27 protein-coding genes and 1 tRNA gene are annotated in these 23,204 nt (G+C 67.0%); 11 read left to right on the top strand and 17 right to left on the bottom strand.

From position 1 onward, the window contains the following. Positions 1-11: 11 nt before the first annotated feature. Genes ASC94_RS22085 through ASC94_RS22080 form a run of 3 tightly spaced genes read right to left on the bottom strand, consistent with a single transcriptional unit; the run spans position 12 to position 1,561 of the window. Entirely contained in the window at positions 12-935 is a 924-nt protein-coding gene (locus tag ASC94_RS22085; RefSeq protein ID WP_056400646.1) for an MBL fold metallo-hydrolase, read from the bottom strand. Between the two features lie 8 nt (positions 936-943). Then, positions 944-1,159 (bottom strand): DUF1289 domain-containing protein, encoded by a 216-nt coding sequence (locus tag ASC94_RS32030; RefSeq protein WP_082616745.1) that lies wholly within the window; start codon positions 1,157-1,159, stop codon positions 944-946. Between the two features lie 30 nt (positions 1,160-1,189). Beyond that, positions 1,190-1,561, bottom strand: a complete 372-nt coding sequence (locus ASC94_RS22080) for a VOC family protein (RefSeq protein WP_056400644.1) — start codon at positions 1,559-1,561, stop codon at positions 1,190-1,192. A 131-nt stretch (positions 1,562-1,692) separates the two neighbouring features. On the opposite strand from ASC94_RS22080, the gene ASC94_RS22075 reads away from it, so the two are divergent. Next, positions 1,693-2,106 (top strand): hypothetical protein, encoded by a 414-nt coding sequence (locus ASC94_RS22075; RefSeq protein WP_056400642.1) that lies wholly within the window; start codon positions 1,693-1,695, stop codon positions 2,104-2,106. A gap of 27 nt (positions 2,107-2,133) precedes the next feature. Beyond that, positions 2,134-3,534, top strand: coding sequence for a PHB depolymerase family esterase (locus ASC94_RS22070; protein ID WP_056400639.1), 1,401 nt, complete (start codon positions 2,134-2,136; stop codon positions 3,532-3,534). Between the two features lie 33 nt (positions 3,535-3,567). On the opposite strand, the gene ASC94_RS32025 is transcribed toward ASC94_RS22070, so the two are convergent. Genes ASC94_RS32025 through ASC94_RS22060 form a run of 3 tightly spaced genes read right to left on the bottom strand, consistent with a single transcriptional unit; the run spans position 3,568 to position 4,548 of the window. Further along, positions 3,568-3,774, bottom strand: coding sequence for a cysteine-rich CWC family protein (locus ASC94_RS32025; RefSeq protein ID WP_082616744.1), 207 nt, complete (start codon positions 3,772-3,774; stop codon positions 3,568-3,570). Beyond that, positions 3,771-3,962 (bottom strand): zf-HC2 domain-containing protein, encoded by a 192-nt coding sequence (locus ASC94_RS22065; protein ID WP_056400636.1) that lies wholly within the window; start codon positions 3,960-3,962, stop codon positions 3,771-3,773. The genes ASC94_RS32025 and ASC94_RS22065 overlap by 4 nt, the downstream gene beginning before the upstream one ends. A gap of 4 nt (positions 3,963-3,966) precedes the next feature. Continuing rightward, positions 3,967-4,548, bottom strand: coding sequence for a sigma-70 family RNA polymerase sigma factor (locus tag ASC94_RS22060; protein WP_082616743.1), 582 nt, complete (start codon positions 4,546-4,548; stop codon positions 3,967-3,969). Positions 4,549-4,660: 112 nt separating this feature from the next. On the opposite strand from ASC94_RS22060, the gene argB reads away from it, so the two are divergent. Together argB and ASC94_RS22050 are read left to right on the top strand one after the other, a co-directional pair. Next, on the top strand, positions 4,661-5,587 hold the full coding sequence (gene argB, locus ASC94_RS22055; protein WP_056400633.1) for an acetylglutamate kinase: 927 nt from the start codon (positions 4,661-4,663) through the stop codon (positions 5,585-5,587). A 43-nt stretch (positions 5,588-5,630) separates the two neighbouring features. Then, a tRNA-Thr gene (locus tag ASC94_RS22050) sits at positions 5,631-5,705 on the top strand. A 48-nt stretch (positions 5,706-5,753) separates the two neighbouring features. Here the strand turns inward: ASC94_RS22050 and ASC94_RS22045 are convergent. Continuing rightward, complete coding sequence (locus ASC94_RS22045) at positions 5,754-6,653, bottom strand: TraB/GumN family protein (RefSeq protein ID WP_082616742.1); 900 nt, start codon at positions 6,651-6,653, stop codon at positions 5,754-5,756. Between the two features lie 47 nt (positions 6,654-6,700). Here ASC94_RS22045 and ASC94_RS22040 point away from each other — a divergent pair, with 47 nt between their 5' ends. The 4 genes from ASC94_RS22040 (at position 6,701) to ASC94_RS22025 (ending at position 10,588) form a co-directional block, all read left to right on the top strand. Next, the gene (locus tag ASC94_RS22040) at positions 6,701-7,432 is read left to right on the top strand and encodes an HAD-IA family hydrolase (protein ID WP_229417374.1); all 732 of its coding nucleotides are present in this window, start codon (positions 6,701-6,703) and stop codon (positions 7,430-7,432) included. Positions 7,433-7,452: 20 nt separating this feature from the next. Next, positions 7,453-8,028 (top strand): nucleoid occlusion factor SlmA, encoded by a 576-nt coding sequence (slmA, locus tag ASC94_RS22035; RefSeq protein WP_056400625.1) that lies wholly within the window; start codon positions 7,453-7,455, stop codon positions 8,026-8,028. A gap of 9 nt (positions 8,029-8,037) precedes the next feature. Next, on the top strand, positions 8,038-9,879 hold the full coding sequence (pabB, locus tag ASC94_RS22030) for an aminodeoxychorismate synthase component I (RefSeq protein WP_056400623.1): 1,842 nt from the start codon (positions 8,038-8,040) through the stop codon (positions 9,877-9,879). Between the two features lie 94 nt (positions 9,880-9,973). Next, on the top strand, positions 9,974-10,588 hold the full coding sequence (locus ASC94_RS22025; protein ID WP_056400621.1) for a DUF6058 family natural product biosynthesis protein: 615 nt from the start codon (positions 9,974-9,976) through the stop codon (positions 10,586-10,588). Here ASC94_RS22025 and ASC94_RS22020 read toward each other — a convergent pair. Beyond that, positions 10,585-10,944: a DUF1428 domain-containing protein gene (locus tag ASC94_RS22020; protein WP_056400619.1), complete on the bottom strand. Its 360-nt coding sequence runs from the start codon at positions 10,942-10,944 to the stop codon at positions 10,585-10,587. The genes ASC94_RS22025 and ASC94_RS22020 overlap by 4 nt on opposite strands. A gap of 107 nt (positions 10,945-11,051) precedes the next feature. Next, positions 11,052-12,008 (bottom strand): transcriptional regulator FtrA, encoded by a 957-nt coding sequence (gene ftrA / locus ASC94_RS22015; protein ID WP_056400617.1) that lies wholly within the window; start codon positions 12,006-12,008, stop codon positions 11,052-11,054. 95 nt (positions 12,009-12,103) lie between these two features. Between ftrA and ASC94_RS22010 the strand changes: the two genes are divergently transcribed. Continuing rightward, a complete protein-coding gene (locus ASC94_RS22010) occupies positions 12,104-12,511 on the top strand; it encodes a rhodanese-like domain-containing protein (protein ID WP_056400612.1) in 408 nt (135 codons plus the stop codon). Positions 12,512-12,535: 24 nt separating this feature from the next. On the opposite strand, the gene ASC94_RS22005 is transcribed toward ASC94_RS22010, so the two are convergent. Beyond that, positions 12,536-13,735 (bottom strand): triacylglycerol lipase, encoded by a 1,200-nt coding sequence (locus tag ASC94_RS22005; protein WP_056400609.1) that lies wholly within the window; start codon positions 13,733-13,735, stop codon positions 12,536-12,538. Between the two features lie 12 nt (positions 13,736-13,747). Next, a complete protein-coding gene (locus ASC94_RS22000) occupies positions 13,748-14,353 on the bottom strand; it encodes a glutathione peroxidase (protein ID WP_056400606.1) in 606 nt (201 codons plus the stop codon). Positions 14,354-14,487: 134 nt separating this feature from the next. Here ASC94_RS22000 and ASC94_RS21995 point away from each other — a divergent pair, with 134 nt between their 5' ends. Next, positions 14,488-15,750 carry a PHA-depolymerase-like protein gene (locus tag ASC94_RS21995; RefSeq protein WP_229417373.1) on the top strand — a complete coding sequence of 421 codons (1,263 nt, stop codon included), beginning with the start codon at positions 14,488-14,490 and terminating at the stop codon, positions 15,748-15,750. A gap of 9 nt (positions 15,751-15,759) precedes the next feature. Continuing rightward, the gene (locus ASC94_RS21990; protein ID WP_056400603.1) at positions 15,760-16,236 is read left to right on the top strand and encodes a hypothetical protein; all 477 of its coding nucleotides are present in this window, start codon (positions 15,760-15,762) and stop codon (positions 16,234-16,236) included. Here the strand turns inward: ASC94_RS21990 and gabD are convergent. From gabD to araG, 6 genes are all read right to left on the bottom strand, one after another. Then, entirely contained in the window at positions 16,233-17,684 is a 1,452-nt protein-coding gene (gene gabD / locus ASC94_RS21985) for an NADP-dependent succinate-semialdehyde dehydrogenase (protein ID WP_056400597.1), read from the bottom strand. The two genes, ASC94_RS21990 and gabD, sit on opposite strands and share 4 nt — an antisense overlap. 81 nt (positions 17,685-17,765) lie before the next feature. Beyond that, the gene (locus tag ASC94_RS21980) at positions 17,766-18,599 is read right to left on the bottom strand and encodes a PPK2 family polyphosphate kinase (protein ID WP_056400595.1); all 834 of its coding nucleotides are present in this window, start codon (positions 18,597-18,599) and stop codon (positions 17,766-17,768) included. Between the two features lie 46 nt (positions 18,600-18,645). Further along, on the bottom strand, positions 18,646-19,599 hold the full coding sequence (locus ASC94_RS21975) for a LysR substrate-binding domain-containing protein (RefSeq protein WP_056400592.1): 954 nt from the start codon (positions 19,597-19,599) through the stop codon (positions 18,646-18,648). A gap of 25 nt (positions 19,600-19,624) precedes the next feature. Then, on the bottom strand, positions 19,625-20,398 hold the full coding sequence (locus ASC94_RS21970) for an SDR family oxidoreductase (RefSeq protein WP_056400589.1): 774 nt from the start codon (positions 20,396-20,398) through the stop codon (positions 19,625-19,627). 232 nt (positions 20,399-20,630) lie between these two features. Then, the gene (gene araH, locus ASC94_RS21965) at positions 20,631-21,671 is read right to left on the bottom strand and encodes an L-arabinose ABC transporter permease AraH (RefSeq protein ID WP_056400586.1); all 1,041 of its coding nucleotides are present in this window, start codon (positions 21,669-21,671) and stop codon (positions 20,631-20,633) included. Beyond that, positions 21,668-23,203: an L-arabinose ABC transporter ATP-binding protein AraG gene (araG, locus tag ASC94_RS21960; RefSeq protein WP_056400583.1), complete on the bottom strand. Its 1,536-nt coding sequence runs from the start codon at positions 23,201-23,203 to the stop codon at positions 21,668-21,670. Before araG ends, araH begins: the two co-directional genes overlap by 4 nt. Position 23,204: the final 1 nt, after the last annotated feature.

The raw sequence follows: 23,204 nt of genomic DNA, 5'->3' as shown, positions 1-23,204 counted from the left end.
TGCTGCAAATTTCAACCGTCGTTGAGTAAGTACCCACTCTCAACGCGGGCGCTGCAGGCACGCACCAGCTGCTTGATGGTCCACTCGGCCGTTTCTTCCGGCGTCTTGTCCAGGTAGCGCCTGGAGGCGGCCTGGATGATGGGCAGCGACGCGAACAGGGCCGGCACGTCGGCCAGCGCCATGCGCTGGCGCTCCAGCAGCAGGAACTTGAGCAGCACTTTCACCGCGTACTCGGCATTGCGCACCGGATTGCCGGACAGGAAGTCCAGGCGGGTGCGGGCGCGTTTCAGCGCCGCCGCCACGTCGGTGAACACGGCGCCGTGGCCGGGGATCACCACGCGCACGTCCAGCGAGGCGATCAGGTCCAGGGTGGCGCGTTCCTCGATGAAGCCGGACTCGCCGTCCAGCTCGGGGAAGATCACGCCAAAGCCGTTCTGCCACAGCGCGTCGGCAGAGATCAGGATGGCCTCCTGCGGGCAGTACAGCAAGAGCGAGTGCGCGTCGTGGCCCGGCGCGCCCATCACCTGCCATTCCATGTCGGCCATGGTGAGCTTGTCGCCCGGGGTGAGCACGCCGTCCGCGCTGAAGCGCTGGCATTGCTGGCCGGTGGCCTTGAAGCTGAGCTTGTCCTCGTCCCAGTGGCGCACATTGTCCAGCTCGGACACCGGCACCAGGGTTTCGCTGCCGTAGTGCGCCTGCAGGGTGGCGTTGCCGCCGCAGTGGTCCGAGTGCAGATGGGTGTTGACGATACGGTCCAGGCGGCGGCCCTTGAGGGCATGGCGCACCAGGTCCAGCGTTTGCGGCGCGTGGATCAGGTAGCCGCTGTCTACCAGCGTGGCCTCATGGCGGCCCAGCATGAGCACGTTGTTGGACGAGAGCCAGCCGCGCTCGAAAACGTGGACATTGTCCGGTAACACTACGGGTAATGCTTTCATCGTTACGTCTATTCAAAATCGATCAGCTGCTCGCGGCGGCGGATTTCGGCCCACACGGTGCGCTTGAAATCGTCGTCGGCACGCGACCACTGGACGATTTCGTCGATGGTGCGCATGCAGCCTTCGCAGAAACCGGTGTCGCGGTTCATTTTGCACAGGCTGACGCAAGGGGATGGCACCGGCGAGGCCAGTTCGGGCGTGCCGGGGGGATGTTCAGTGCTCATGGCGCAGTTTTACAGGAAGAATGGCGCATTTTACCGCGCCAGGCGTTCCACCAGCTCAATCCGGTTGCCGAAGGGGTCGAAGATGGTGGCGCGCACAGCGCCGGGCACCGGTTCGTCGAAGCCGGCATCCAGGCCGCGCTGCCGCAATTCCGCCAAGTAGCCGGCCAGGTCGTCGACCAGCAGCGCGGGATGGGCTTTTTTGGCCGGCAGGAAGCCGCTTTCGCCGCCGATGTGGATTTGCTGTCCGCCGGAAGCGAACCAGCAACCGCCGCGCACGGCCAGGTTGGCCGGCTTTTCCAGCTCCTGCATGCCCAAGACGTTGCCATAAAATTCACGCGCGATGTCTTCCGCGCCAACCGGGATGGCCACTTGCACGTGGTCGAGTCCAATTATTTTTGCCATGGTTTTACCTATGAGAACACCCCTCAACCATACTCCACTCGGCAAAACCGCGCTTGCAATCAGCGCTTTCAGTCCTATACTACCATCCATGTGGATGGCGCTGAGATGCCAACTGGAAGGAACAGGAGACTATGGCAACGCAAGAACTGAGATTGAAAGCAAGCGATTCGGAAAAGATCACGATCAACCTGGGGCCGATCGACCTTGGGCAGATCGATTTGCTGGTGCAGGAGGGGTTTTACGCCAACCGCACCGATCTGATCCGCACCGCGATCCGCAATCAGCTGGCGCAGCATGCCGACGTGGTAAAGCAGACCGTAGCACGCAAGAGCCTGGTGCTCGGTATGCAGCACTACAGCCGGCAGGACCTGGAGCAGTTGCAGGCCGCCGGGGAGCGCTTGCGCATCCACGTGCTGGGGCTGGCCAGCATTGCCAACGACGTGTCGGTGGAACTCGCACTGGCGACCATAGAATCAATATTCGTGCTGGGTGCATTGCATGCCAGCGCGGTGTTGAAAACCGCGCTGGCAGGGCGCATTCATTAGCGTGCAACGGCGCTTGAGGGGCAGGACATGAAATTGAATCATCAGCTATTTAGCCAGCTACGAGCGGCGACGCAGCAACTATTCGGCAAAGGCGCGGGCAAGGGGCCGGCAGCGGCCACCGAAGCGATCCAGCAGGCGCTGGCCGGGCTGAATTTGGGCGGCAAGCAGCAGGCGCGCTCCGCGACGGGCATGCCGCCGGGCGTGCCACCAGGCATGCCGCAGGAAGCGCCGCCGATGCGCGACATCAACCCGCCGCCGGGCGGCGCGCAGCGCGCCGCTCCGCAAGCCGCGCCTTGGGGCGAAACGCGGGCGGCGCCGCAGGCCGCGCCCAGCGCCGATCAGCCGCCGCCGCACGGCGGATCGGCGCGCGCCGAAGCGCCTGGCGCCGCGCCGTCCGGCATGCTGCACATGCCACCGAACGCGCAAGCCTTCGTTGAAGACCTGTTGGGTAAATTGGGCGTGAATGGCGGCAAACTGCCGTCCGGCCTGGACCTGGGCAATTTCGAGATGCCGAATTTCGATCTGCCTGGCATGCATGGCGGCGGCAAAACGGTGCCGGTGCCGGAAGGCGCGCAGTTCATCAGCGGCAGCTACTCCAACCATGCGGGCACGCGCGGCTACAAGCTGTACATCCCCAGCACGTACAAGGGCCAGGCCATGCCGCTGCTAGTGATGCTGCACGGCTGCACGCAGGACCCGGACGATTTTGCGGCCGGCACGCAAATGAACGCGGTGGCCGAGGAAAAGCAGTGCTTCGTGGTCTATCCGGCGCAGTCGCCGCAGGCCAACAACCACAAGTGCTGGAACTGGTTCAATGCGCTGGACCAGCAGCGCGGCCAGGGCGAGCCTTCCATCATCGCCGGCATTGCGCAGCAGGTGATCGCCGGGTATCCGGTGGACGAGCGCCAGGTGTACGTGGCGGGCCTGTCCGCAGGGGGCGCGATGGCGGTGATTGTGGGCACGCTGTATCCGGATCTGTTCGCGGCGGTGGGCGTGCATTCGGGCTTGCCGTATGCGTCCGCGCAGGATTTGCCGTCGGCGCTGAGCGCGATGAAGCGCGGCGCCTCCGGCAATGTGGCGAAGGCCGCGCATGCGGAAGGGGCGAGCCCGCCCATCATCGTGTTCCACGGCGACCAGGACCGCACGGTCCACCCGCGCAACGGCGAGCAGGTGATGGAGCAGAAGCTGCGCGCGCACGGGACGGCGCAGGCCAGGGCGGAAGCGGATGCGGGCAGCGTGCCGAATGGGCACCGGTATACCGTGACCACGCACCGCCACGCGGACGGTACGCCGCTGGGGGAACATTGGGTGGTGCACGGGGCGGGACACGCGTGGTCGGGCGGCAGCGCGGCGGGCAGTTATACCGACGGCAAGGGGCCCGATGCGAGCAGGGAGATGATGCGGTTTTTCCGGACTGTGGCAGGGTAGGCGGTTGCGGCGGCGGTGGCGGGTTAAGCTGCGCTAACCCGCCCTACGGTTCGGGTCCGTTCGGGGCTGGCGCTGGGCGATGTGTGCTTTCAGGCAGGCGGGGCACCAGCAGGTCAGGTCGGTTTCGGGACCGGGGACGGGCACCGCGGGGGGGACGGCGGTGCACCAGCATGGGCTGCCGTCGCTGCCGTCCACCATGGCGCAGCTGAATTCCGCGCCGCAGCGTTTGCAGACGCTCACGGCTCGTCTCCGGGGAATATCCGCATGGCCTTGCGCAGGGTGTCCATCTGGTTGTTGAAACGCGTGCAGGCGCCGCACACCATCAGGTGCAGGCGCATGCGCGTGCGTTCCACCAGCGACAGTTCGCGGTCCATGCCTTCGGACACCAGCCGGTGCACTTCCTTGCAAGTAGGTTTGAGTCGGTCCATATGGTTATCCCCGTGCGCCGAACCAGTTCAGGTCCAGGCATTCGCGCAGGCGCAAGCGCGCGCGGTACAGCAGCACCCAGGCATTAGCCGAAGTAATCGCCAATTCCTTACAAATTTCTTCCGTTTCCAGCTCCAGCCACTCGCGCATCATGAAAACGCGCGCATTCTTGGCCGGCAGCTTCTCCAGGCACACTTCCAGCACCTTGAAAAAATCCTTCTGCTCCAGGGTGCGGTCCGGATCGCCCCACTGGCGCGGCATTTCCACCGTGTGGCCGTCGGCGGCAAACAGCGCGTCGATGGCATCGTCCTCGGACTGGTCCTCGGCCGTATCGATCTGGCGCTCGCGCGTGGCGGCGCGGAGGTTGTCGATGATCTTGTATTTCAGGATGCCGGTGACGTAGGTGCGCAGGGAAGACTGGCCCTGGAAGCGCTCCGGCTGTTCCAGTACGGCGATCAGCGTGTCCTGCACGGCGTCTTCAGCCAGCGATTCATTCCGCAATTGCAACAGTGCGAAGCGGACGAGCTGGGGCCGCATGGCCTCCAGCTGGCTATGGAGCGATTGGGTGGATGGCGGCGTGGAATTCATTTCGCGCCAGCCTAGCGGAACGTCCCGGAAATTACAACAGCAAAAGGCCCTATAATGCGTGCTGGAAGCCAGCTTTTGACTTAAAATCGCTCACCTTTTTACCGGATTCGCCATGACCCAACTCACCAATTTGACCCTGGCCGTACCCTCTGACGACCTGACTGCGGTGTCCCCCGCAATCAAGGCGCAGATTCTGGCCGAGGCGCTGCCCTACATCCGCAATTTCCATGGCAAGACCATCGTCATCAAATACGGCGGCAACGCGATGACCGACGAGCGCCTGAAACATGGCTTCGCGCGCGATGTGATCCTGTTGAAGCTGGTGGGCATGAATCCGGTGGTGGTGCACGGCGGCGGTCCGCAGATCGACAATGCGCTCAAGAAAATCGGCAAGCAGGGCACGTTCGTGCAGGGCATGCGCATCACCGACGAAGAAACCATGGAAGTGGTGGAGTGGGTGCTGGGCGGCGAAGTGCAGCAGGATATCGTGATGCTGATTAACCATTACGGCGGCCAGGCGGTGGGCCTGACCGGCAAGGACGGCGGCTTGATCCGCGCGCGCAAGATGGCCATGCCGGACCGCGAAAATCCAGGCCAGTTCCTGGACATCGGCTTCGTCGGCGAGATCGACGCGATCAACCCGGCCGTGGTGAAAGCCCTGCAGGACGACGCCTTCATTCCCATCATTTCGCCGATCGGCTTCGGCCAGGATGGCCAGGCGTACAACATCAACGCCGACGTGGTGGCCGGCAAGATCGCGGAAATCCTGAAAGCCGAAAAGCTGATCATGATGACCAATATCGCCGGCGTGCAGGACAAGAACGGCAACCTGGTGACCGACCTGTCGGCACGCGAGATCGACGAGATGTTCGCCGACGGCACCATCTCCGGCGGCATGCTGCCTAAAATTTCCTCAGCACTGGACGCTGCCAAATCGGGCGTGAACACGGTGCACATCATCGACGGCCGCATCGAGCATTCTTTGTTGCTGGAAGTCTTGACGGAACAGGCTTTTGGCACTATGATCCGGTCTCACTAAAGTTTTGGCGGTGCTGAAAGCCACTTGCACCGCCGATGTGTATGCCCTTGTAGCTCAGTGGTAGAGCACTCCCTTGGTAAGGGAGAGGCCACGTGTTCAATCCACGTCAAGGGCACCATTCTTCTCGCAGCACCGTCCCGCAGCACCCTTCCGCAGTAAATCCCCCTTAGTAGATCCGCTCCACCGCAACACCGCGCTGCTTCAGCAATTCCGGTACGCTGCCCGTGCCCACCAGATGCAGGATGCCGATCGCCACCAGGCTGTCTTTTTCGCGCGCCATCAGTTTCACCACATTGTCCGCCAGCGCGGGATTGCGTCCGTCCAGCAGCACCTTCTGCACAAAGCGGCCCGAGAAGGTATCGTCGCTGGCGGCTTTGCGCGCCAGCGCATCGAGCGCGGCCGCGTCGGCGTTGCGCCAGGCGCTGGCGATCTCGCGCGCCTGCGCGGCCTGTTCCTGGTCCTCGATCGCGGCGATGCCCTCTTGCAGGAACAGGGCCTGCTCGGCCATGGTCATGCGGTCGAACAGCGCCATCTGGCCCGCCACCGATTCCAGTTCCACCACGCGCAGCTTGCGCGCGCGGGCCTGCTGCGACAGCCACGCGTCCACCGCCAGGCCGGCGTCGTAGCCCTGCGCCGCGAACTCGCTCACGGTGAGCAGGCTGGCCAGCATCCACGGCTTCATAGCCGCCACCGATTCGTCGGCGATGGAAAAGCGGCGCAGCAGGCGCTCCAGGCGCGGCCGGTATGGCGCGGGCAGTTCGGCGGACGCCGGACCGCGCCCGCGCTGGTACAGGCCGTGCTGGCGCACCGCGTTGCCGATCTTGGCGGGGTCGCCGAGCGGGTCGACTTCCAGCGCCAGCACGGTGGCGCGCTGCAAGGCCTGCATCACGCGCGGCTCCAGCGGATAAAAATCGGCGGCGCCGACGTGGATGGTGCCAAACAGGTAAGCTGTATGTCCGCCCTGCTCCAGCTTGAACAGCGCCCCCCGGTTCGGCACCTGGGCCTGAGGCGCCGGACTCTGCGCGCCGGCGCCGCCGGGCAGCAGCAGCAAGAGACTGCAAAACATCACTATAATCTGGCGTCGCATGTATACCTTTTGTACTGAGCTTAGCTGTGAATAATAAACCTTCCACCCGGGCACCTGTGTGGCTGTTTGATCTGGACAATACGCTGCACAACGCGTCGCATGCCATATTCCCGGCCATTACCGCCAACATGAACGCCTACATCGCGCGCGTGCTGGGCAAGGAAGGCACGCCGGCCGGCGCGGACGAGGTGAACGCGGCGCGCAAGCTGTACTGGCAACGCTACGGCGCCACCTTGCTGGGCCTGGTGAAGCACCATGGCGTGCGCTCCGAGCACTTCCTGCACGAGACGCACCACATGCCCAACCTGGCGCAGATGATACGGGCCGAAAAAGGCCTGGGGCGGCTGCTGCGCGCCCTGCCCGGCCGCAAGGTCCTGCTCACCAACGCGCCGCACCGCTACTCGGCCATGGTGCTGCGCCACATGGGGCTGCACCGCCACTTCTCGCATCACATTGCCATCGAATCGATGCGCATCCACCGCCAGCTGCGGCCCAAGCCTTCGCGCCTGATGCTGCGCAACCTGGTGCGCAAGCAGGGCGTGACGCCGGCGCGCTGCATCCTGGTGGAGGACACGCTGGCCAACCTGCGCACCGCGCACGGCCTGGGCATGCGCACGGCGTGGGTGACGCAATACCTGAAAGTGGCCGATCCGATCGGCGCGGCCCATGTGCCAAAGCGACTAATTCGCCCCGCTTGGGTCGATGTCAAAGTAAAATCCGTAAGGCATCTGCCTGCGCGCCTGTCCCGGCTGCGCTAACCTTTTCCGATCGAGATCCCATGGCAAGCACACCGCCAGGCCAACGCAGGCAACAAATTCTGGAGGCTCTGGCCGAGATGCTGGAGCAGCCCAAAGGCGAAAAGATCACCACCGCCGCCCTGGCCCGCAAACTGGAATTTTCCGAAGCGGCCCTGTACCGCCATTTCGCCAGCAAGGCGCAAATGTTCGAGGGGCTGATCGAGTTCATCGAGGCCACCGTGTTCGGCCTGATCAACCAGATCGCCGAGCGCGAGGAACACGGCCTGGCGCAGGCGCGCGGCATCGTCGGCATGCTGCTGCAGTTCGCCAGCAGCAATCCCGGCATGACGCGGGTGCTGATCGGCGACGCGCTGGTCAACGAGGACGAGCGCCTGCAGGCGCGCATGAACCAGTTCTACGACCGCGTGGAGCTGGCGCTGAAACAGGCCTTGCGCCTGGCCGCCAGCACCGGCCACGGCCACGAGGCCGACGTGGCGGCGCGCGCGGCCATGCTGGTAAGCTATGTGGCGGGCCGCTGGCACCGCTACGCCAAGAGCGGCTTCAAGCTGAACCCCGCGCAGGACGCCGCAGTCCAGATTGCGCTGCTGCTGAACTGAACAAGAAACATGAACGTTAATACCAGTGCGCAGTGCTTCGCATTGCTGGACGATGCCAGCCCGGACGGCATGGCGACGGCGCGCTCGCGCCTGTACACCAGCCACGCGGCGACCCTGCGCTGCCATGACCTGGCCGGCTGGCACCGCATCCTCGAACAGATGGAAACCGCGCTGGGCAACGGCCAGCACGCGGTCACCCTGTGCACCTACGAGCTGGGCGCGCACATCGCCGGCATGCCGGCCGCGCCGGCGGAGCAGCCGCTGGCACAGATCCTGATTTTCAACCGCTGCGACCTGCTGTCGCAGGCCGAGGTGGGGGCCTGGCTGGCGTCGTGTTCGGAAGCCGACGCAACCCCGGCCGGCATCGCGGACGTGCGCGCCAATGTGGACCAGGCCCGGTTCACCGACGCCATCCACCGCATTCGCGAGTATATCGCGGCGGGCGACACCTACCAGGTGAATTACACCTACCGTTTGCGCTTCGACGCCTTCGGCTCCATCTTCGGCCTGTACGAGCGCCTGCGCGCGCGCCAGCCGGTGCCCTACGGCGCACTGGTGGCGCTGGACGACGGCACGGCGGTGCTGTCGCTGTCGCCGGAACTGTTCGTGCGCCATGCCGGCGGCGAGCTGACCGCGCGGCCCATGAAAGGCACGGCGCCCGCAGCGGCGGGCGGCGACGAGGCCGAGAACGCGCGGCGCGCAGCGGCGCTGGCGGCGGACCCCAAGAACCGCGCCGAAAACCTGATGATCGTAGACCTGCTGCGCAACGACATCGGCCGCATCGCGCAGACCGGCACGGTGGAAGTACCGGCGCTGTTCGAGGTGCGGCGCTACAGCAGCGTGCTGCAGATGACCTCCACCGTGCGCGCCAGGCTGCGCGAAGACGTGGACATGGCCGCCATCTTCGCAGCGCTCTATCCCTGCGGCTCCATCACCGGCGCGCCCAAGCGGCGCACCATGGAGATCATCGCCGAACTGGAGCCGGCGCCGCGCGGCCTGTACACCGGAGCCATCGGCTGGTTCCAGCCTTCGGACCACGGCGTGGGCGACTTCTGCATGTCGGTGCCGATCCGCACGCTGGCGCTGCAGGCGCCGGCCGACGGCACGGCATCCGGCGTGCGGCGCGGCGAAATGGGCGTGGGCGCCGGCATCGTCTACGACAGCGAGGCCAACGACGAATTCGCCGAATGTCAGCTGAAGGCGCGCTTCCTCACCGGCCTGTCCAACGACTTCGAGCTGTTCGAAACCATGTATGCCACGCGCGAACACGGCGTGCGCAACCTGGAACGGCACTTGCGGCGCCTGGGCGCGTCCGCGCGCTACTTCGGCTTCGCCTACGACGCGGACGCGGCGCGCGCCTACATCGCCATGGCCTGCAACATGATGGCGCCCGGTACGCCCACGCGCTTGCGCCTGGCGCTGAACCAGGCCGGCGCCTTCGCCGTGCAGCAAGGCGCGCTGGCGCCGCTGGCGGAGCCGGTGCGGGTGCTGCTGTCCACAGAGACCATCGACAGCGGCGAGCTGTTCCTGCGCCATAAAACCAATCTGCGCGCGCGCTACGATGCAGCCTGGCGCGCGGCCGAAGCGCAGGGCGCTTTCGACACGCTGTTCTTCAATGAGCGCGGCGAGCTGGCCGAGGGCGGCCGCAGCAGCGTGTTCGTCAAGCTGGACGGCCGCTGGTACACGCCGCCGCTGGCCAGCGGCCTGCTGCCCGGCGTGATGCGCGCCGCCATGCTGGACGACCCGGCCTGGAACGCCGCCGAACGCGTGATCACGCGCGCCATGCTGGAGCAGGCCGAGGACATCGTCATCTGCAACGCGCTGCGCGGCGCAGTACGCGCAGTGCTCTGATATTTTCCGCGCATTCCACGTTTCGCCGCAGGCCGAAGCGAGCCTGCAGCCAGCCCCGTACAGTGAGCGCCATCGATCACTGTACGGAGCCGGCATGGAACTGATACGCTACCTTGAAGACGCCTACCTCGACGAATCAGCGCTGCTCTCTGCCAGCGGCCTGACCGCCCCCACGCTGACGGACCTGCAGGCGCGGCGGCTGATGCCGCAGCCTTCCTACACGCTGCGGCTCGATATCGGCTGCATATCCTATTTCGGCGCGCATGCTGAACAAGCCAGCGCGCGCTACTATGCGCACGGCTGCGTCAAATGGGCCGGTACGGTGCGCGCGCTGGTGCACGAGGAGGACGGGTTCCGCGTGTTCGCCGGACGCTATCTGGCGCGGCTGGAAGCGCTGGGCGGCGCGGCGCACCAGCCGGACCTGCGCGAAGAGTGGCGCCACTTCCTGAGCGGCACCTACGGCCTGTGCACGCGCTCGGGCCTACCGGAGGATATCGCGGCCAAGGAACTGGCCGCCGCCACCATCCGCAGCCTCGCGCCGCACGGCGTGGCGGACCTGGACGGCGCACGGCGCGAGTGCCTGCTGGCGGCCATCGACCTGCTGGACCTGGCCAGCTCGCCCTTCGCGCCGCACGAACGCGCGCGCAGTTCCCGCCACGCGCTGATCGACACACTGCGCGCGCAGTTGGCGCTGGTCGGCGATGGCTAGAGATCAATGATCATTTCAAAGCCGCCCCAGAACATGCGCTTGCCGTCGAAGGGCATGCTCTCCGGCTTCATCCAGTCGGCCAGGCGCGGGTCCTTCATCACCTTGTCGTTGATCTCGTCGCGCTTGGCGCGCGATTCGTAAATAATCCACGAGAACACCACCGTCTCGCCCTCCTCCAGCTTCACTGCCTGCGGGAACGAAGTGTGCTGGCCGGGCTTCACATCGTCGCCCACGCACTCGCGGTATTCCAGCGCCCCGTACTCGCGCCAGATGGCGCCGCAGGCGTTGGACATCTTCTTGTACGCATCCAGATTCTTCGTGGGAACCGGCAATACAAATCCATCGACATAAGGCATGGCTGTCTCCTTCGCTTGTTGGTGAATTAGGTGAACCAGGTGAACTACCCAGATTAGGCGAAGGCAGCGCGCAGTACAAGGCGCGCATGATATCCGCGCGCACAGGCCTACATGGTGGCGGTGAAGCGGCGGCGGTAGGCGCCCGGGCTGGTGGCGGCGAGGCGGCGGAAATGGTGGCGCAGCGATTCCTCGGAGCCGAAGCCGGCGCGCTCGGCCACTTGCGCCAGCGGGATGTCGGCCGCTTCCAGCAAGTCCTTGGCGATGGCGATGCGCTCGCGCGTGAGCCATTCCACCGGGCCCATGCCGGTAGCATCCTGGAACTGGCGCTGCAAGGTGCGCGCGCTCATCGCGGCGCGTTCGGCCATGGATTTCACGCTGTGCGGCTGGGCGGGATGGGCGCGCAGCCAGTCCATCAGGCGCGACAGGCGGCCTTGCTCGTCGTGCGCCATCGGCCGCGGCAGGAACTGGGCCTGGCCGCCTTCCCGGTGCGGCGCCACCACCAGGCGCTGCGCCACCAGGTTGCCGACCCGCGCGCCGTAATCGCGCCGCACCAGATGCAGCAGCATGTCGATGCCGGCGGCCGAGCCGGCCGAAGTGATGACCTGGCCCTGGTCCACGTACAAGTCGTCCGGCTGCACCACCACGCGCGGATGGCGGCGCGCCAGCCGCTCGGTGTAGCGCCAGTGCGTGGTGGCGCGCAGGCCGTCCAGCAGGCCGGCGGCGGCCAGCACGAACACGCCGGAACAGATCGAGCACAGGCGGGCGCCGCGCGCGCGGGCCGCGCGCAGGGCGTCCAGCAGCGCAGGCGGCGGCGGCTCGTCGGCGTCGCGCCAGCCGGGGATGACGATGGTGTCGGCCAGCGCCAGCAAGCCGGGCTCATATGGCGCCTGCACGGTGATGCCGCCGGCCGCGCGGATGGGTCCGGGCTCGACCGCGCAGACCTTGAAGTCGTACCAGTCCACGCCCAGCTCGGGGCGCTCCAGCGCGAACAATTCAACCACGCAGCCGAACTCGAAGGTGCACAGGCGGTCGTAGGCCAGCGCGACGACAAGGTGTTTTTTCATGGCGCAATCTTACCGCACATTGGCATGTGCGCCACTGCCGCGCCGGGCGGCCCGCTTCGATAATGGCATCACCGCAACCAAACAGGAGAACCGCCATGTCGCTCGTCACCGAAACCGCCGCCGCCCCCAGCCAGCTCGCGCTGGCCCACTTCGAAGCCGCGTTCAGCTTTGAAACAGACTGCTGGGACGTGCATGACGCGCTCAGCACCAGCAAGCAGGATTTCGTGCTGCTGGACGTGCGCGGGACGGAAAAGTACGCGGCCGGCCACGTGCCGGGCGCGGTGGACCTGGCGCACCGCAAGATCATCGGTTCGAAAATGGCGGCCTATCCGGCGGGCACGCTGTTCGTGGTCTACTGCGCCGGCCCGCACTGCAACGGCGCCGCCCGCGCAGCGATCCGCCTGGCCAAGCTCGGGCTTCCCGTCAAACTGATGACGGGCGGCATCACCGGCTGGCTGGATGAGGGGTTTGAACTGGCGACTGCCGCTTTGGCCGCCGCCTGAGCATTGCCGGCGCCCGCGACCCGCTCACAGCCAGTCGAGCAGGTGCCGCGCCACCTCCGGTGAGTCGAGCAATTCCATGTGATTGACCCCGTACACGGTTGCCTGCCGTGCGGCAGGAATCGCCAGGGTGCGCCCGGGGTCTGCGTGGCGGCCCAGTGCGCTGTCGACAGGGACCAGGCCGTCGCCGGCGAGGCGGCCGCTCAACTGGCCGGGGTTCTTGCCGATGGTAGCGGCCACCGCGTAACAAGCAACACTGTCGGACAAGGGCAGGAATGCCGGTGGCGCATGGCCGTGGGAGAAGCGGTCTCGGCCGGCCCAGTCATCGTCCAGGAGGCTGCCGTGCCGCAGATCCGTGATGCCGGCGCTGCGCAGCTTGGCCAGGCGGGTGAACGGCGCCGTGTAAGGCGTGAGTTCGGTCAGCAGGTGCACCCAGTTGCCGCCGCGCTCCAGCGGGGCGCCGTGGTGCGGCGAGCCGAGGAATACCATCTTGCTCAGCCGGTCGGGCCAGCCGTGCCCGGCTTGCGCGCCGTAGTGGCAGGCGCTGCGCGCCACCAGGCCGCCCATGCTGTGGCCCACGATCACCAGCTCTTGCACCGGGACCGGCCATTGCGCCAGCAGCGTTTCGAGCTGGCGGGCGAAGTCGCCGCCGTTTTCGGAGATGTGGCGGCCCGTATTGTAGTGCAGGCAGACCGCCGTGTAGCCGCGCTCGCGTTCCAGCAGGGCACCGTGGTCGTGGCCGTTGCGCTGCCATTGCAGGTCGTTCATGCAGAGGCCGTGCACCAGCACCACGATGCGGCCGCCGGGCGGCGCGGCTTGCGCGCCGGACGCCGCCCACGCCAGCGGCTGCCCGTGGCGGCGGAACTGCATGGAAATGGCGAGCGGATTATGATCGCGCGCAAGCTGGTCGCCCAGCACGCCGTTCAGCGCGGCCAGCACGGCATCCCGGCCGGCCCAGCCGCTGCGCTCGCCCAGCAGCGGCTGCAGGCGCGCCAGCGCGTGCTCCACGCCGCCTCCCGCCAGCCCCGCCACGCCGCGCACGCTGCGGTAGACCAGCGAGGTGGCCAGCGCCAGCGGGCGGCCCACCGGCGCCGGGACATGGCCCAGGATGGCCAGGTGCAGCGCTTGCGCCAGATCCGCCACGCCGCCCACCGCGCCTGTTGCCAGGCGCGCCGCGCCGATCGCGTCGGCCAGGCGCGACGAAGGCATGCCGGGCTTGGGTGCCATGGCGGCGGCCGCTTAGCCGCCCAGCGCTTTTTCCACCGCGCCGACCAGCTGCTTGTCTTCCGGCGTGACCTTGCTAGGGAAGCTCTCCACCACTTTGCCATTGCGGTCGATCAAGTATTTATGGAAATTCCAGGCCGGGGTCTTGCCGGTGGCCTTGATCAGGTTGGCGTACAAAGGATTGGCCGCGCTGCCGGACACCACCGTCTTGGCGAACATGGGGAACTTCACGCCATAAGTGTTGTAGCACAGGTCGGCGATTTCCTTGGCCGAACCCGGCTCCTGCTTGCCGAAGTCGTTGGACGGGAAGCCCAGCACCACCAGGCCCTTGGCGCTGTACTTGCCGTACAGTGCTTCCAGCCCCTCGTACTGCTTGGTGTAGCCGCAATAGCTGGCTGTGTTCACCACCAGGATCACCTTGCCAGCGTACTGGCACAGGTCCTGCGGCGCCTCGTCCTGCAGGCGGTTGAAGGACTGCTTCAGGATGGCGGGGCAACTGGCTGCCGGCGCGGCGCCTGGCGCGGCGGCCGGGGCCGCCGATTGCGCATGGGCGGGTGCGACAGCAACAGCAGCAACAGCAGCAACGGACAGGACAGCCAGGGCGGCGAGGATCTTGGACATGGTGGGTGCGCAATCTGATGAAAAAATCCATTCTATGCCAAACGCATAAGCGCCGCACTATTGATGCAGATTAAACCCTGTGCGCCCTGCCGCCAGCAAAATGGCCGCTCACCCGTCCAGACAAAGAAGCCCCCATGCCTCATCCCCGCTCACGCCGCCTGCTGCACGTGCTCATCCTGCTCACGCTGGTGGGCATCGCGCTGCTGCTGCTGCCCCTGCGGGCCCAGCTGCCGGGCCTGCCCGCCATGAAGGCGGCCGACGTGTCCGTGTCCGGGCTGTCGTCCGGCGGCTACATGGCGGTGCAGTACGGCGTGGCCTATTCAGCCAGCGTGAAGGGCGCAGGCGTAATCGCCGGCGGCCCGTACAGCTGCTCGCGCGGCAGCGTGGACACCGCCACCTCGGTGTGCAGCTGCACCGGCCTCGGCCTGTGCCGGGTGCAGCCCGGCGGCACCGGCGTGGCCGGACTGGCCGCCCTCACCGCGCAATATGCGGCGGAGCGCAGCATCGACCCGGTGGCCAACCTGGCCGCGCAGCGCATCTGGATGTTTTCCGGCACCGCCGACTCCGTGGTGCCGCAAGCCGTGATGAACGACCTGTACAGCTACTACCGCCGCTACATGGACAGCGGCAACATCCGCTACCGCAAGGACGTAGCAGCCGAGCACGCCATGCCCACGGACAGCGCCGGCAACCCCTGCTCCACCCTGGGCCCGCCCTACATCAGCAATTGCGGCATCGACGCGGCCGGCCAGCTGCTGCAATGGATCTACCCCGGCCTGGCACCGCGCAGCGGCAGCGCGCCAGCCGGCCGCCTGCTGGAATTCGACCAGGCCCAGTACCTGGCCGATCCCACCGCGCACGGCATGGCCGCCAGCGGCTTCCTCTACATTCCGCAGGCCTGCGACGTGGACGGCGGCAGCAACGGCCAGGGCTGCAAGCTGCACGTGGCCTTCCACGGCTGCAAGCAGGACGCGCGCAGCATCGGCGACCGCTTCATCCACGACACCGGCTACCTGCGCTGGGCCGACAGCAACCGCATCCTGGTGCTGTTCCCGCAGGCGGCACCCATTTTCCCGCTGGCCAACCCGAACGCCTGCTGGGACTGGTTCAACTACGACGACCCCCACTTCGCCCGCAAGAACGGGCGCCAGATGGCCGCCGTGAAAGCCATGGTGGACCGCCTGAGCGGCACCGCCCCCACCCCGCCGCCGCCCGGCGGCGCGCTGTGCTTCACGGCCACCAATCCGGACCATGTGCTGGCCGGGCGCGCCTACAAGCGCTACTTTTTCGCGTATGCGCAGGGTTCGGGCCAGAGCATGGGCCTGAACAGCCTGTTCATCCGCACCACGCTGCGGCGCACCGCGCCCGGCCATTTCGTCGTCGGCAGTTGTCCATAGGAGATCACCATGTTTCCCCTGTTCTGGAATGTATCGCCACAGTTTTTCCTGCCGTGGAGCGGCAGCGTCAGGCAGGACATTGAGTTGGACCGCTTTTTCAGCGCGATCCCGCGATCGGCCGGTGACGGGGGCGTGGAGGAAGCAGCGTTCAAGCGCGCCTCCTACGGCAGCCAGCTGGGCTGGATCACGGAAGTGCTGCTGGAAACCATGAAGGATGTGCCGGCGGACGAGAAAAGCGCGCTCGGCAAGCTGCGCCTGGCGAACGCGGACATCCAGCGTCTGAAGCTGCAGCGGCGCTACCCGGCGCCGGCGGAATTAAGCGGCGAACTGATTGCCGACTACCTGCGCACGCTGCGCCAGCAGGACAGCGCGCGCTATGAGGCGGAGAGCCGGCAGCTGCTGCAGTTGTTGCAACCGTCGCAACCATTGCAGCCGCTGCAGCCGGTGGCGGGCACGGTGCCCGCCACTGTCGCCCAGGGCGCTTAAATGCCGCCCAGGCAGATGTACTTGATGACCAGGTAGTCTTCCATCCCGTACACCGACCCTTCGCGGCCCAGGCCGGATTGCTTGACGCCGCCGAAGGGGGCGATTTCATTGGAAATCAAGCCGGTGTTCACGCCCACCATGCCCGATTCCAGCCCTTCGGCCACGCGCCAGATGCGGCCGATGTCGCGCGAATAGAAGTAGCTGGCCAGGCCGAACTCGGTGCTGTTGGCCAGCGCCACGGCCTCGTCGTCGGTGTGGAAGCGGAACAGCGGCGCCAGCGGGCCGAAGGTTTCCTCGTCGGACACGCGCATGGCCGGCGTCACGTCGGCAATCACGGTGGGTTCGAAGAAGCTGTGGCCCAGCGCGTGGCGCTTGCCGCCCAGCAGCAAGCGGCCGCCCTTGGCCAGCGCGTCCGCCACGTGCTCCTCCACCTTCTGCACGGCCTTGGCGTCGATCAGCGGGCCTTGGGTGACGCCCGGCTCGGTGCCGTCGCCCACTTTCAGTTTCGACACCGCCGCCACGAACTTCTCGGCAAAGGCGTCGTACACGCCGTCCTGCACGTAGATGCGGTTGGCGCACACGCAGGTCTGGCCCGCGTTGCGGTACTTGGAGGCGATGGCGCCCTCCACGGCCGCGTCCAGGTCGGCGTCGTCAAACACGATGAAGGGCGCGTTGCCGCCCAGTTCCAGCGACAGCTTCTTGATGGTGGGCGCGCACTGCTCCATCAGCAGCCGGCCCACGCCGGTGGAACCGGTGAAGGTGAGCTTGCGCACGATGGGGTTGCTGGTCATTTCGCCGCCGATTTCCTTAGGCGAACCGGTCACCACGCTGAACACCCCTGCCGGCACGCCCGCGCGCTCGGCCAGCACGGCCAGCGCCAGCGCCGAGAACGGCGTCGCTTCGGCCGGCTTGAGCACCATGGGGCAGCCCGCCGCCAGCGCCGGGCCGGCCTTGCGCGTGATCATTGCGGCCGGGAAATTCCACGGCGTGATGGCGGCGCACACGCCGATCGGCTCCTTGGTCACCACCAGGCGGCGGTCCGGCCACGGCGAGGCCAGCGTGTCGCCCGCGACGCGCTTGCCCTCTTCCGCGAACCATTCGATGAAGGAGGCGCCGAAAATCACCTCGCCCTTGGACTCGGCCAGCGGCTTGCCCTGCTCGGTGGTCATCAGCAGCGCCAGGTCGTCCACGTTTTCCACGATCAGGTCGGACCATTTGCGCAGCACGGCGGCGCGCTCCTTGGCAGTCTTCTTGCGCCAGGCCGGCCAGGCGGCGTTGGCCGCTTCGATGGCGCGGCGCGTTTCAGCGGCGCCGCAGTCCGGTATGGTGCCGATCTGCCCACCGGTTGCCGGGTTGAACACCGCATGGGTCTTGCCGCTATCGGCATCGGTCCATTCACCGTTGATGTAGGCTTGCTGGCGCAGCAGGGTGGGATCTTTCAATTGCATAGGGTTCTCCGTGCATAGTGAGCATAAGATTAGCGTTGCCTACTATGCCACAGACCCTGCGCGCTTGCAGGGCGTGCCGATTTATTTGAATTTCATGTCCAGCAGGGCGGGATCGGGCTTGGGCCAGTCGAGTTTCAGGCGCTCCAGCGTCTCCAGCAGCAGCGAGGCGATGGCCAGGTTACGGTGCGGCTTGGAATCGGCCGGCACCACGTACCAGGGCGCGTGGTCGGCGTCCGTGGCCTGCATGGCGTCCTGGTAGGCGCGCTGGAAGACGGACCACTTCTTGCGCTGTTCAAAGTCGGCCGGGTCCAGCTTCCAGCGCTTGGCCGGATCGTCCAGCCGCGCCTGCAGGCGTTCGCGCTGCTCGTCTTTGGAAATGTGCAGGAAAACCTTGAGCAGGGTGGTGCCGGTCTCGGCCAGCATGCGCTCGAAGTCGCGGATGTGCGCATAGCGGCGGCGGCACTCCTTGGCGTCGATCATGCCCAGCACGCGGGTGATCAGCACGTCCTCGTAATGGCTGCGGTTGAACACCACCAGCTCCCCTTTGGCGGGCGTCTCGCGGTGCACGCGCCACAGGAAATCGTGGCCCAGTTCGATCTCGCTGGGCGCCTTGAACGACACCGCGCGCAGGCCGACCGGGTTGATGGTGCTGAACAGGCTGCGCACGGCGCCGTCCTTGCCGGAGGTGTCCATGCCCTGCAGCACCAGCAGCACCTTGTGCTTGCCCTGCGCCTGCAGCATGGGCTGCAGGTCGGCCAGGCGTCCCAGCAGGCGCGCGGTGGCTTCCTTGATGTCCTGTTTGGCGTTCGATCCGGCGGCGTCGCTCAGGGGCTGGCGTGCCGCATCGGCATCGCGCAGCTTGGCGTCGGGGGAAAAGCGCAGCAGTGAGCGTGCGTTGGGTGCTTGGGCTTTCATGGCCGGGCCTCTTAATGTTGAAGCCGCCAGACTAGCAGATCGGCGTTCAGGTCCGCGCCTGGTAGCGCAGCGCCGCCACTTCGCGCACCGTGGCCAGCATGGCTTCGGCGCCCGGCGAGAGCTGGTGCTGGCGGCGCGTGACGATGCCGTACAAATCCATGCGCAGGCCCAGGTGGTAGGGCAGCACCACCAGCTGGCCGGCGTCCAGGTAGGGCCGCACCAGTTCCTCCGGCAGGGCCGCCACCATGCGGCTGCCGCTCAGGAGGTTGGTGACCACCGGCAGCGCCAGCGTCTCCACCGTCTCCGACGGCGGCTCCAGCCCTTGCGACAGGAACAGCGCCGTGAGGCGGTCGCGCAGGATGCTGCCGGCGGGCGGCAGCACCCAGCCTTCGCGCGACAGGTCGGCCAGCTGCAAGTCGCTGCGGCCGGCCAGCGGATGGCCGGCGCCCGCGATCACGCTGTGCGGCTCGTCGGTGAGGGGCTCGAAATTCAGTTCGGCGGTGAGCGCGGAATCGAGGATGCGGCCGATCACCAGATCCAGCTCGCCGGCGCGCAGCCGTTCGGCCAGCACCTTGCTGGTATCGACCGTGATGGCCACCTGCAGGCGCGCATTGCGGCTCTTGATCAATTTCACGGCATCCGTCACCAGCCCGGCCGACGGCGTGAGCACGGTGCCCAGCGCCACGCGGCCGCTCAGGCCGGACAGCAGCTCCATCACTTCCTGGTGAGCCGCATCCATCTCGGCCAGCGCGGCGCTGGCGCGCCGTATCATCACTTCGCCGTACCAGGTGGGCACCACGCCGCGCGGCAAACGCTCGAACAGCTGCACGTTCAGGGCGTGTTCCAGCTCGCCCAGCAGCTTCGAAGCAGCGGGTTGCGTCAGGTTGGCGGCTTGCGCGGCGTGCAGGATGGAGCCGTGCCGTCCCAGTTCTACCAGCAGAACCAGGTGGCGCGTCTTCAGGTGTGAACGGACAAATCGGTCGGAGCGTGGATCGGGCATGCAGGCCTATGGCGGCAAAAAGTCATCAGTCATGATAGATCTGCGACCTGCCACCGTCAATCAGGATGTCCGTCGCGTTGATAAATCGCGCTTCGTCGCTGGCCAGGAACAGTGCCGTATATGCCACTTCGCGCGGCTCCCCGATGCGCCGGCACGGCAGCAAAGCCGCCTGGCGTGCCCGCTCGGCGTCCGGATCCGGGCAGGCATCGAGCCAGGCCTGCACGTTTTCAGTCATGACCAGGCCGGGAGAGACCGAGTTCACGCGGATGCCGCGCGCGGCGTATTCGATGCCCAGCGAACGGGTCAGGCCGATCAGCGCGTGCTTGGCCACCGGGTAGGGGAAGCAGCCCGGAATGATCTTGTGCCCGTGCACCGACGCGATATTGACCACGCTGCCCGCCCCCTGCGCCAGCATGTGCGGCAGCGCAGCACGGGTGGCGTTCCAGGCCCCTTCCAGGTCTACCGCGAAGCAGCGCTGCCACTGCTCGTCCGTCATTTCCAGCGGGTCGGCGAACATATTCATGCCGGCGTTGTTGACGACAATGTCGATGCGGCCGAAGCGGGCAATGGTTTGCGCCGCCAGCTCGCGCATGGCGGCCGGGTCGGACACGTCGCCCTGCACGAACAGGCTGCGCGCCGGGTCCAGCTGCGCGCGCATGGCGGCGGCGGCGGCGTCGTCGCGGTGGCTGTTGAACACCACGTACGCGCCCTCCTCCGCGAACAGGCGCGCCACCTCCGCGCCGATGCCCAGCGTGGAACCGGTGACGATGGCGACCTTGTCTTGAAGTCTGTTCGGCATATATTTTTTTCCTTGCGGCGCTTGGCGGGTTACGCGCGCTGCGCACGCTAACCCGCCCTACAGTTTGGCCATGCCCGGCGGCGGTGGTTGGCGGCCATGCCCGGCGGCGGCGCCTGGCGGCAATGCCCGGCGGCGGTGGTTGGCGGCGGTGGTCGGCGGCGGTGGTCGGTGGCGGTGCCCCGGCGGGCCGTAGGGCGGGTTAGCGCAGCGTAACCCGCCGGAGCCGCCACGATCAATCGCGGTGGCCGCCCGCGCCGCGCGTCTTGAGCTGGTCCAGCAGTACGGCCGCCAGCAGGATCAGGCCACGCACCAGGTACTGGTAGAACGCGTCCACGTTCATCAGGTTCATCACGTTTTCCACCGTGCCCATGATCAGCACCCCCACCAGCACGCCGATGATGCGCGCCTTGCCACCCTGCAGGGACACGCCGCCCAGCACGCAGGCCGAGATCACGTCCAGCTCGAAGCCCTGCGCCGCATTGGGCTGCCCGCTGGTGATGCGCGAGGCCAGGATCAGCCCCGCCATCGCGGTGACCAGGCCTTGCAGCAGGAAGATCCACACGCGCAGCTTCTCCACCTTCACGCCCGCCAGGCGCGCAGCTTCCGGATTGCCGCCCACGGCCAGGGTGTTGCGGCCGAAGACCGTGTGGTTCAGCAGCACGCCGAAAATCACGAAGCAGGCCGCCACCACCAGCACCGGCAGCGGCAGGCCGAACACGCGCGCGTCGCCGAAGCTGATGAAGGTGTCGTCGGCGATGCCCACCGCCTGGCCCTGCGAGGCGATGAAGGCCAGGCCGCGCACCATCAGCATGGTGGCCAGGGTGGCGATCAGCGCGTTGATGCGCAGGTAGGCGATCAGCACGCCGTTGCCGGCGCCGATCAGCGCGCCCGCAAGCAGGCCGCCGCCGACTGCAACGGCAACGCTGCCGGTGCGCTCCAGCAGCATGGCGCCCAGCACGCCGGAGAAGGCAATGGTGGAGCCGACCGACAGGTCGAAGTCGCGCGAGGCCAGGCACAGCATCATGGTGCAGGCCACCATGCCGATCTGCGCCACCGAGAGCATCAGGCCGACCACGTTCCCGGCCGAGAAGAAGTTCTCCACCGTGAGCGCCAGCACGGTGAACAAGGCGATGTACAGCAGCGGCATGCTGTAGTCGGACAGCCAGGCGTGCTTGCGGTGGCTGGCGGCGGGGGCGGGAGCTGCGGAGGCTGCGGAGGCCGCAGCTACAGGCGCGTCCGGCGCGGCGGATGGGGGGGAACTGAGGCTGTTCATTGCAAACTCCGGGATTGGGTGTTGTCGTTCTTGGAATCCACTGCATCCGGCAGCGCCAGGCGCAGCACGGCGGTTTCGCTGGCGTCTGCGCGCGACAGTTCGCCGCTGATGCGGCCTTCGCGCATGACCAGCACGCGGTCGGCCACGCCCAGCACTTCGGGCAGGTCGCTGGAGATGACGATGACGCAGCAGCCGCGTTCGGCCACTTCATGGATGATGCGGTAGATTTCGTTGCGGGCGCCGACGTCGATGCCGCGCGTGGGTTCGTCCAGTATCAGCACTTTCAGGTTGGGTTCGGCCAGCCAGCGCGCCAGGATCACCTTTTGCTGGTTGCCGCCCGAGAGCAGGCGGATCTCCTGCTCGCGGCTGGGGGTCTTGATGCGCAGGCGGCGGATGAAATCGTCGGCGCGCGCCGCTTCCTCCTTGTGGCGCAGGAACAGGCCGCCCAGCAGGTTGTTGCGGCGGCAGCTGATGTTGATGTTCTCCGCCACCGAGGCGCGTGCCAGGATGCCCTGCTCCTTGCGGTCCTCCGGGCACAGCACGATGCCGGCGGCGATTGCCGCCGACGGGCCGCCGGCCGGAACGGCTTTCCCGTCCAGCAGCACCTGGCCCGCGCTGCGGCGGTCCGCGCCGTACAGGAGGCGCATCAATTCGCTGCGTCCTGCGCCCACCAGGCCGAAGAAGCCCAGCACTTCGCCGCCGCGCACACTGAAGTCGGCCGGGCCGTCCAGCGCTGCGCCGTCCAGGCCGCGCACCGACAGGCGTTCGCCGTGCGCAGGGCGGGTGCGGTAGTCGTAGATGTCGTTCACCTGGCGGCCCACCATGTCGGCGATCAGGCGCTCGCGCGGCACTTCCGCCATCACCGGATGGGTGACGATCTTGCGGCCGTCGCGGAAGATGGTGCAGGTGTCGCACAGCGCGTACAGCTCTTCCAGGCGGTGCGAAATATAGATGATGGTGCGGCCCGCCTCGCGCAGCTCGCGCACCAGGCGGAACAGCACCTCGCTTTCGCGGTGCGACAGGCTGCTGGTCGGCTCGTCGAAGGCGATCACCTGGGCGTCCTGCATCAGCGCCTTGCAGATTTCCACCATCTGGCGCTGCGCAATGGACAGGTCGGCCAGGCGCGCGGCCGGGTTCAGGTCCACGCCCAGCTCGGACAGGCGGCGCGTCACCAGCTGCTGCGCAGCCTTGTGGTCCACCAGGCCAAACCGGGTAGGCAGGCGTCCCAGCAGCACGTTTTCGGCCACGGTCAGCTCCGGCACGTACTGCAGCTCCTGGTGGATCACCGCCACGCCGGCGGCGATGGCGTCCGCCGCCGACGTGAAGTGGCGCTCCTTGCCGGCTACCAGCAGGCGGCCGCCGTCCGGCTTGTACTGTCCGCCGAGGATTTTCAGCAGCGTGGACTTGCCGGCGCCGTTCTCGCCCAGCAGGCCGTGCACCGTGGCGGCGTGCGCCTCGAAGCTCACGCCGTTGAGCGCCTTCACGCCGGGGAAGACTTTGCTGACGTCTTCGAATTGCAGGTAGGCCGACACT

The sequence above is a fragment of the Massilia sp. Root418 genome, from assembly GCF_001425265.1.
Classification (GTDB): Bacteria; Pseudomonadota; Gammaproteobacteria; order Burkholderiales; family Burkholderiaceae_D; genus Rugamonas.
This window is presented reverse-complemented; position numbering and strand designations above follow the sequence as displayed.

What these genes read in the sequence shown, in the direction of transcription:
- ASC94_RS22085 (WP_056400646.1), bottom strand. Translation starts at nt 935, where the DNA reads ATGAAAGCATTACCCGTAGTGTTACCGGACAATGTCCACGTTTTCGAG.
- ASC94_RS32030 (WP_082616745.1), bottom strand. Translation starts at nt 1,159, where the DNA reads ATGAGCACTGAACATCCCCCCGGCACGCCCGAACTGGCCTCGCCGGTG.
- ASC94_RS22080 (WP_056400644.1), bottom strand. Translation starts at nt 1,561, where the DNA reads ATGGCAAAAATAATTGGACTCGACCACGTGCAAGTGGCCATCCCGGTT.
- ASC94_RS22075 (WP_056400642.1), top strand. Translation starts at nt 1,693, where the DNA reads ATGGCAACGCAAGAACTGAGATTGAAAGCAAGCGATTCGGAAAAGATC.
- ASC94_RS22070 (WP_056400639.1), top strand. Translation starts at nt 2,134, where the DNA reads ATGAAATTGAATCATCAGCTATTTAGCCAGCTACGAGCGGCGACGCAG.
- ASC94_RS22065 (WP_056400636.1), bottom strand. Translation starts at nt 3,962, where the DNA reads ATGGACCGACTCAAACCTACTTGCAAGGAAGTGCACCGGCTGGTGTCC.
- ASC94_RS22060 (WP_082616743.1), bottom strand. Translation starts at nt 4,548, where the DNA reads ATGAATTCCACGCCGCCATCCACCCAATCGCTCCATAGCCAGCTGGAG.
- argB (WP_056400633.1), top strand. Translation starts at nt 4,661, where the DNA reads ATGACCCAACTCACCAATTTGACCCTGGCCGTACCCTCTGACGACCTG.
- ASC94_RS22045 (WP_082616742.1), bottom strand. Translation starts at nt 6,653, where the DNA reads ATGTTTTGCAGTCTCTTGCTGCTGCTGCCCGGCGGCGCCGGCGCGCAG.
- slmA (WP_056400625.1), top strand. Translation starts at nt 7,453, where the DNA reads ATGGCAAGCACACCGCCAGGCCAACGCAGGCAACAAATTCTGGAGGCT.
- pabB (WP_056400623.1), top strand. Translation starts at nt 8,038, where the DNA reads ATGAACGTTAATACCAGTGCGCAGTGCTTCGCATTGCTGGACGATGCC.
- ASC94_RS22025 (WP_056400621.1), top strand. Translation starts at nt 9,974, where the DNA reads ATGGAACTGATACGCTACCTTGAAGACGCCTACCTCGACGAATCAGCG.
- ASC94_RS22020 (WP_056400619.1), bottom strand. Translation starts at nt 10,944, where the DNA reads ATGCCTTATGTCGATGGATTTGTATTGCCGGTTCCCACGAAGAATCTG.
- ftrA (WP_056400617.1), bottom strand. Translation starts at nt 12,008, where the DNA reads ATGAAAAAACACCTTGTCGTCGCGCTGGCCTACGACCGCCTGTGCACC.
- ASC94_RS22010 (WP_056400612.1), top strand. Translation starts at nt 12,104, where the DNA reads ATGTCGCTCGTCACCGAAACCGCCGCCGCCCCCAGCCAGCTCGCGCTG.
- ASC94_RS22005 (WP_056400609.1), bottom strand. Translation starts at nt 13,735, where the DNA reads ATGGCACCCAAGCCCGGCATGCCTTCGTCGCGCCTGGCCGACGCGATC.
- ASC94_RS22000 (WP_056400606.1), bottom strand. Translation starts at nt 14,353, where the DNA reads ATGTCCAAGATCCTCGCCGCCCTGGCTGTCCTGTCCGTTGCTGCTGTT.
- ASC94_RS21995 (WP_229417373.1), top strand. Translation starts at nt 14,488, where the DNA reads ATGCCTCATCCCCGCTCACGCCGCCTGCTGCACGTGCTCATCCTGCTC.
- ASC94_RS21990 (WP_056400603.1), top strand. Translation starts at nt 15,760, where the DNA reads ATGTTTCCCCTGTTCTGGAATGTATCGCCACAGTTTTTCCTGCCGTGG.
- gabD (WP_056400597.1), bottom strand. Translation starts at nt 17,684, where the DNA reads ATGCAATTGAAAGATCCCACCCTGCTGCGCCAGCAAGCCTACATCAAC.
- ASC94_RS21980 (WP_056400595.1), bottom strand. Translation starts at nt 18,599, where the DNA reads ATGAAAGCCCAAGCACCCAACGCACGCTCACTGCTGCGCTTTTCCCCC.
- ASC94_RS21975 (WP_056400592.1), bottom strand. Translation starts at nt 19,599, where the DNA reads ATGCCCGATCCACGCTCCGACCGATTTGTCCGTTCACACCTGAAGACG.
- ASC94_RS21970 (WP_056400589.1), bottom strand. Translation starts at nt 20,398, where the DNA reads ATGCCGAACAGACTTCAAGACAAGGTCGCCATCGTCACCGGTTCCACG.
- araH (WP_056400586.1), bottom strand. Translation starts at nt 21,671, where the DNA reads ATGAACAGCCTCAGTTCCCCCCCATCCGCCGCGCCGGACGCGCCTGTA.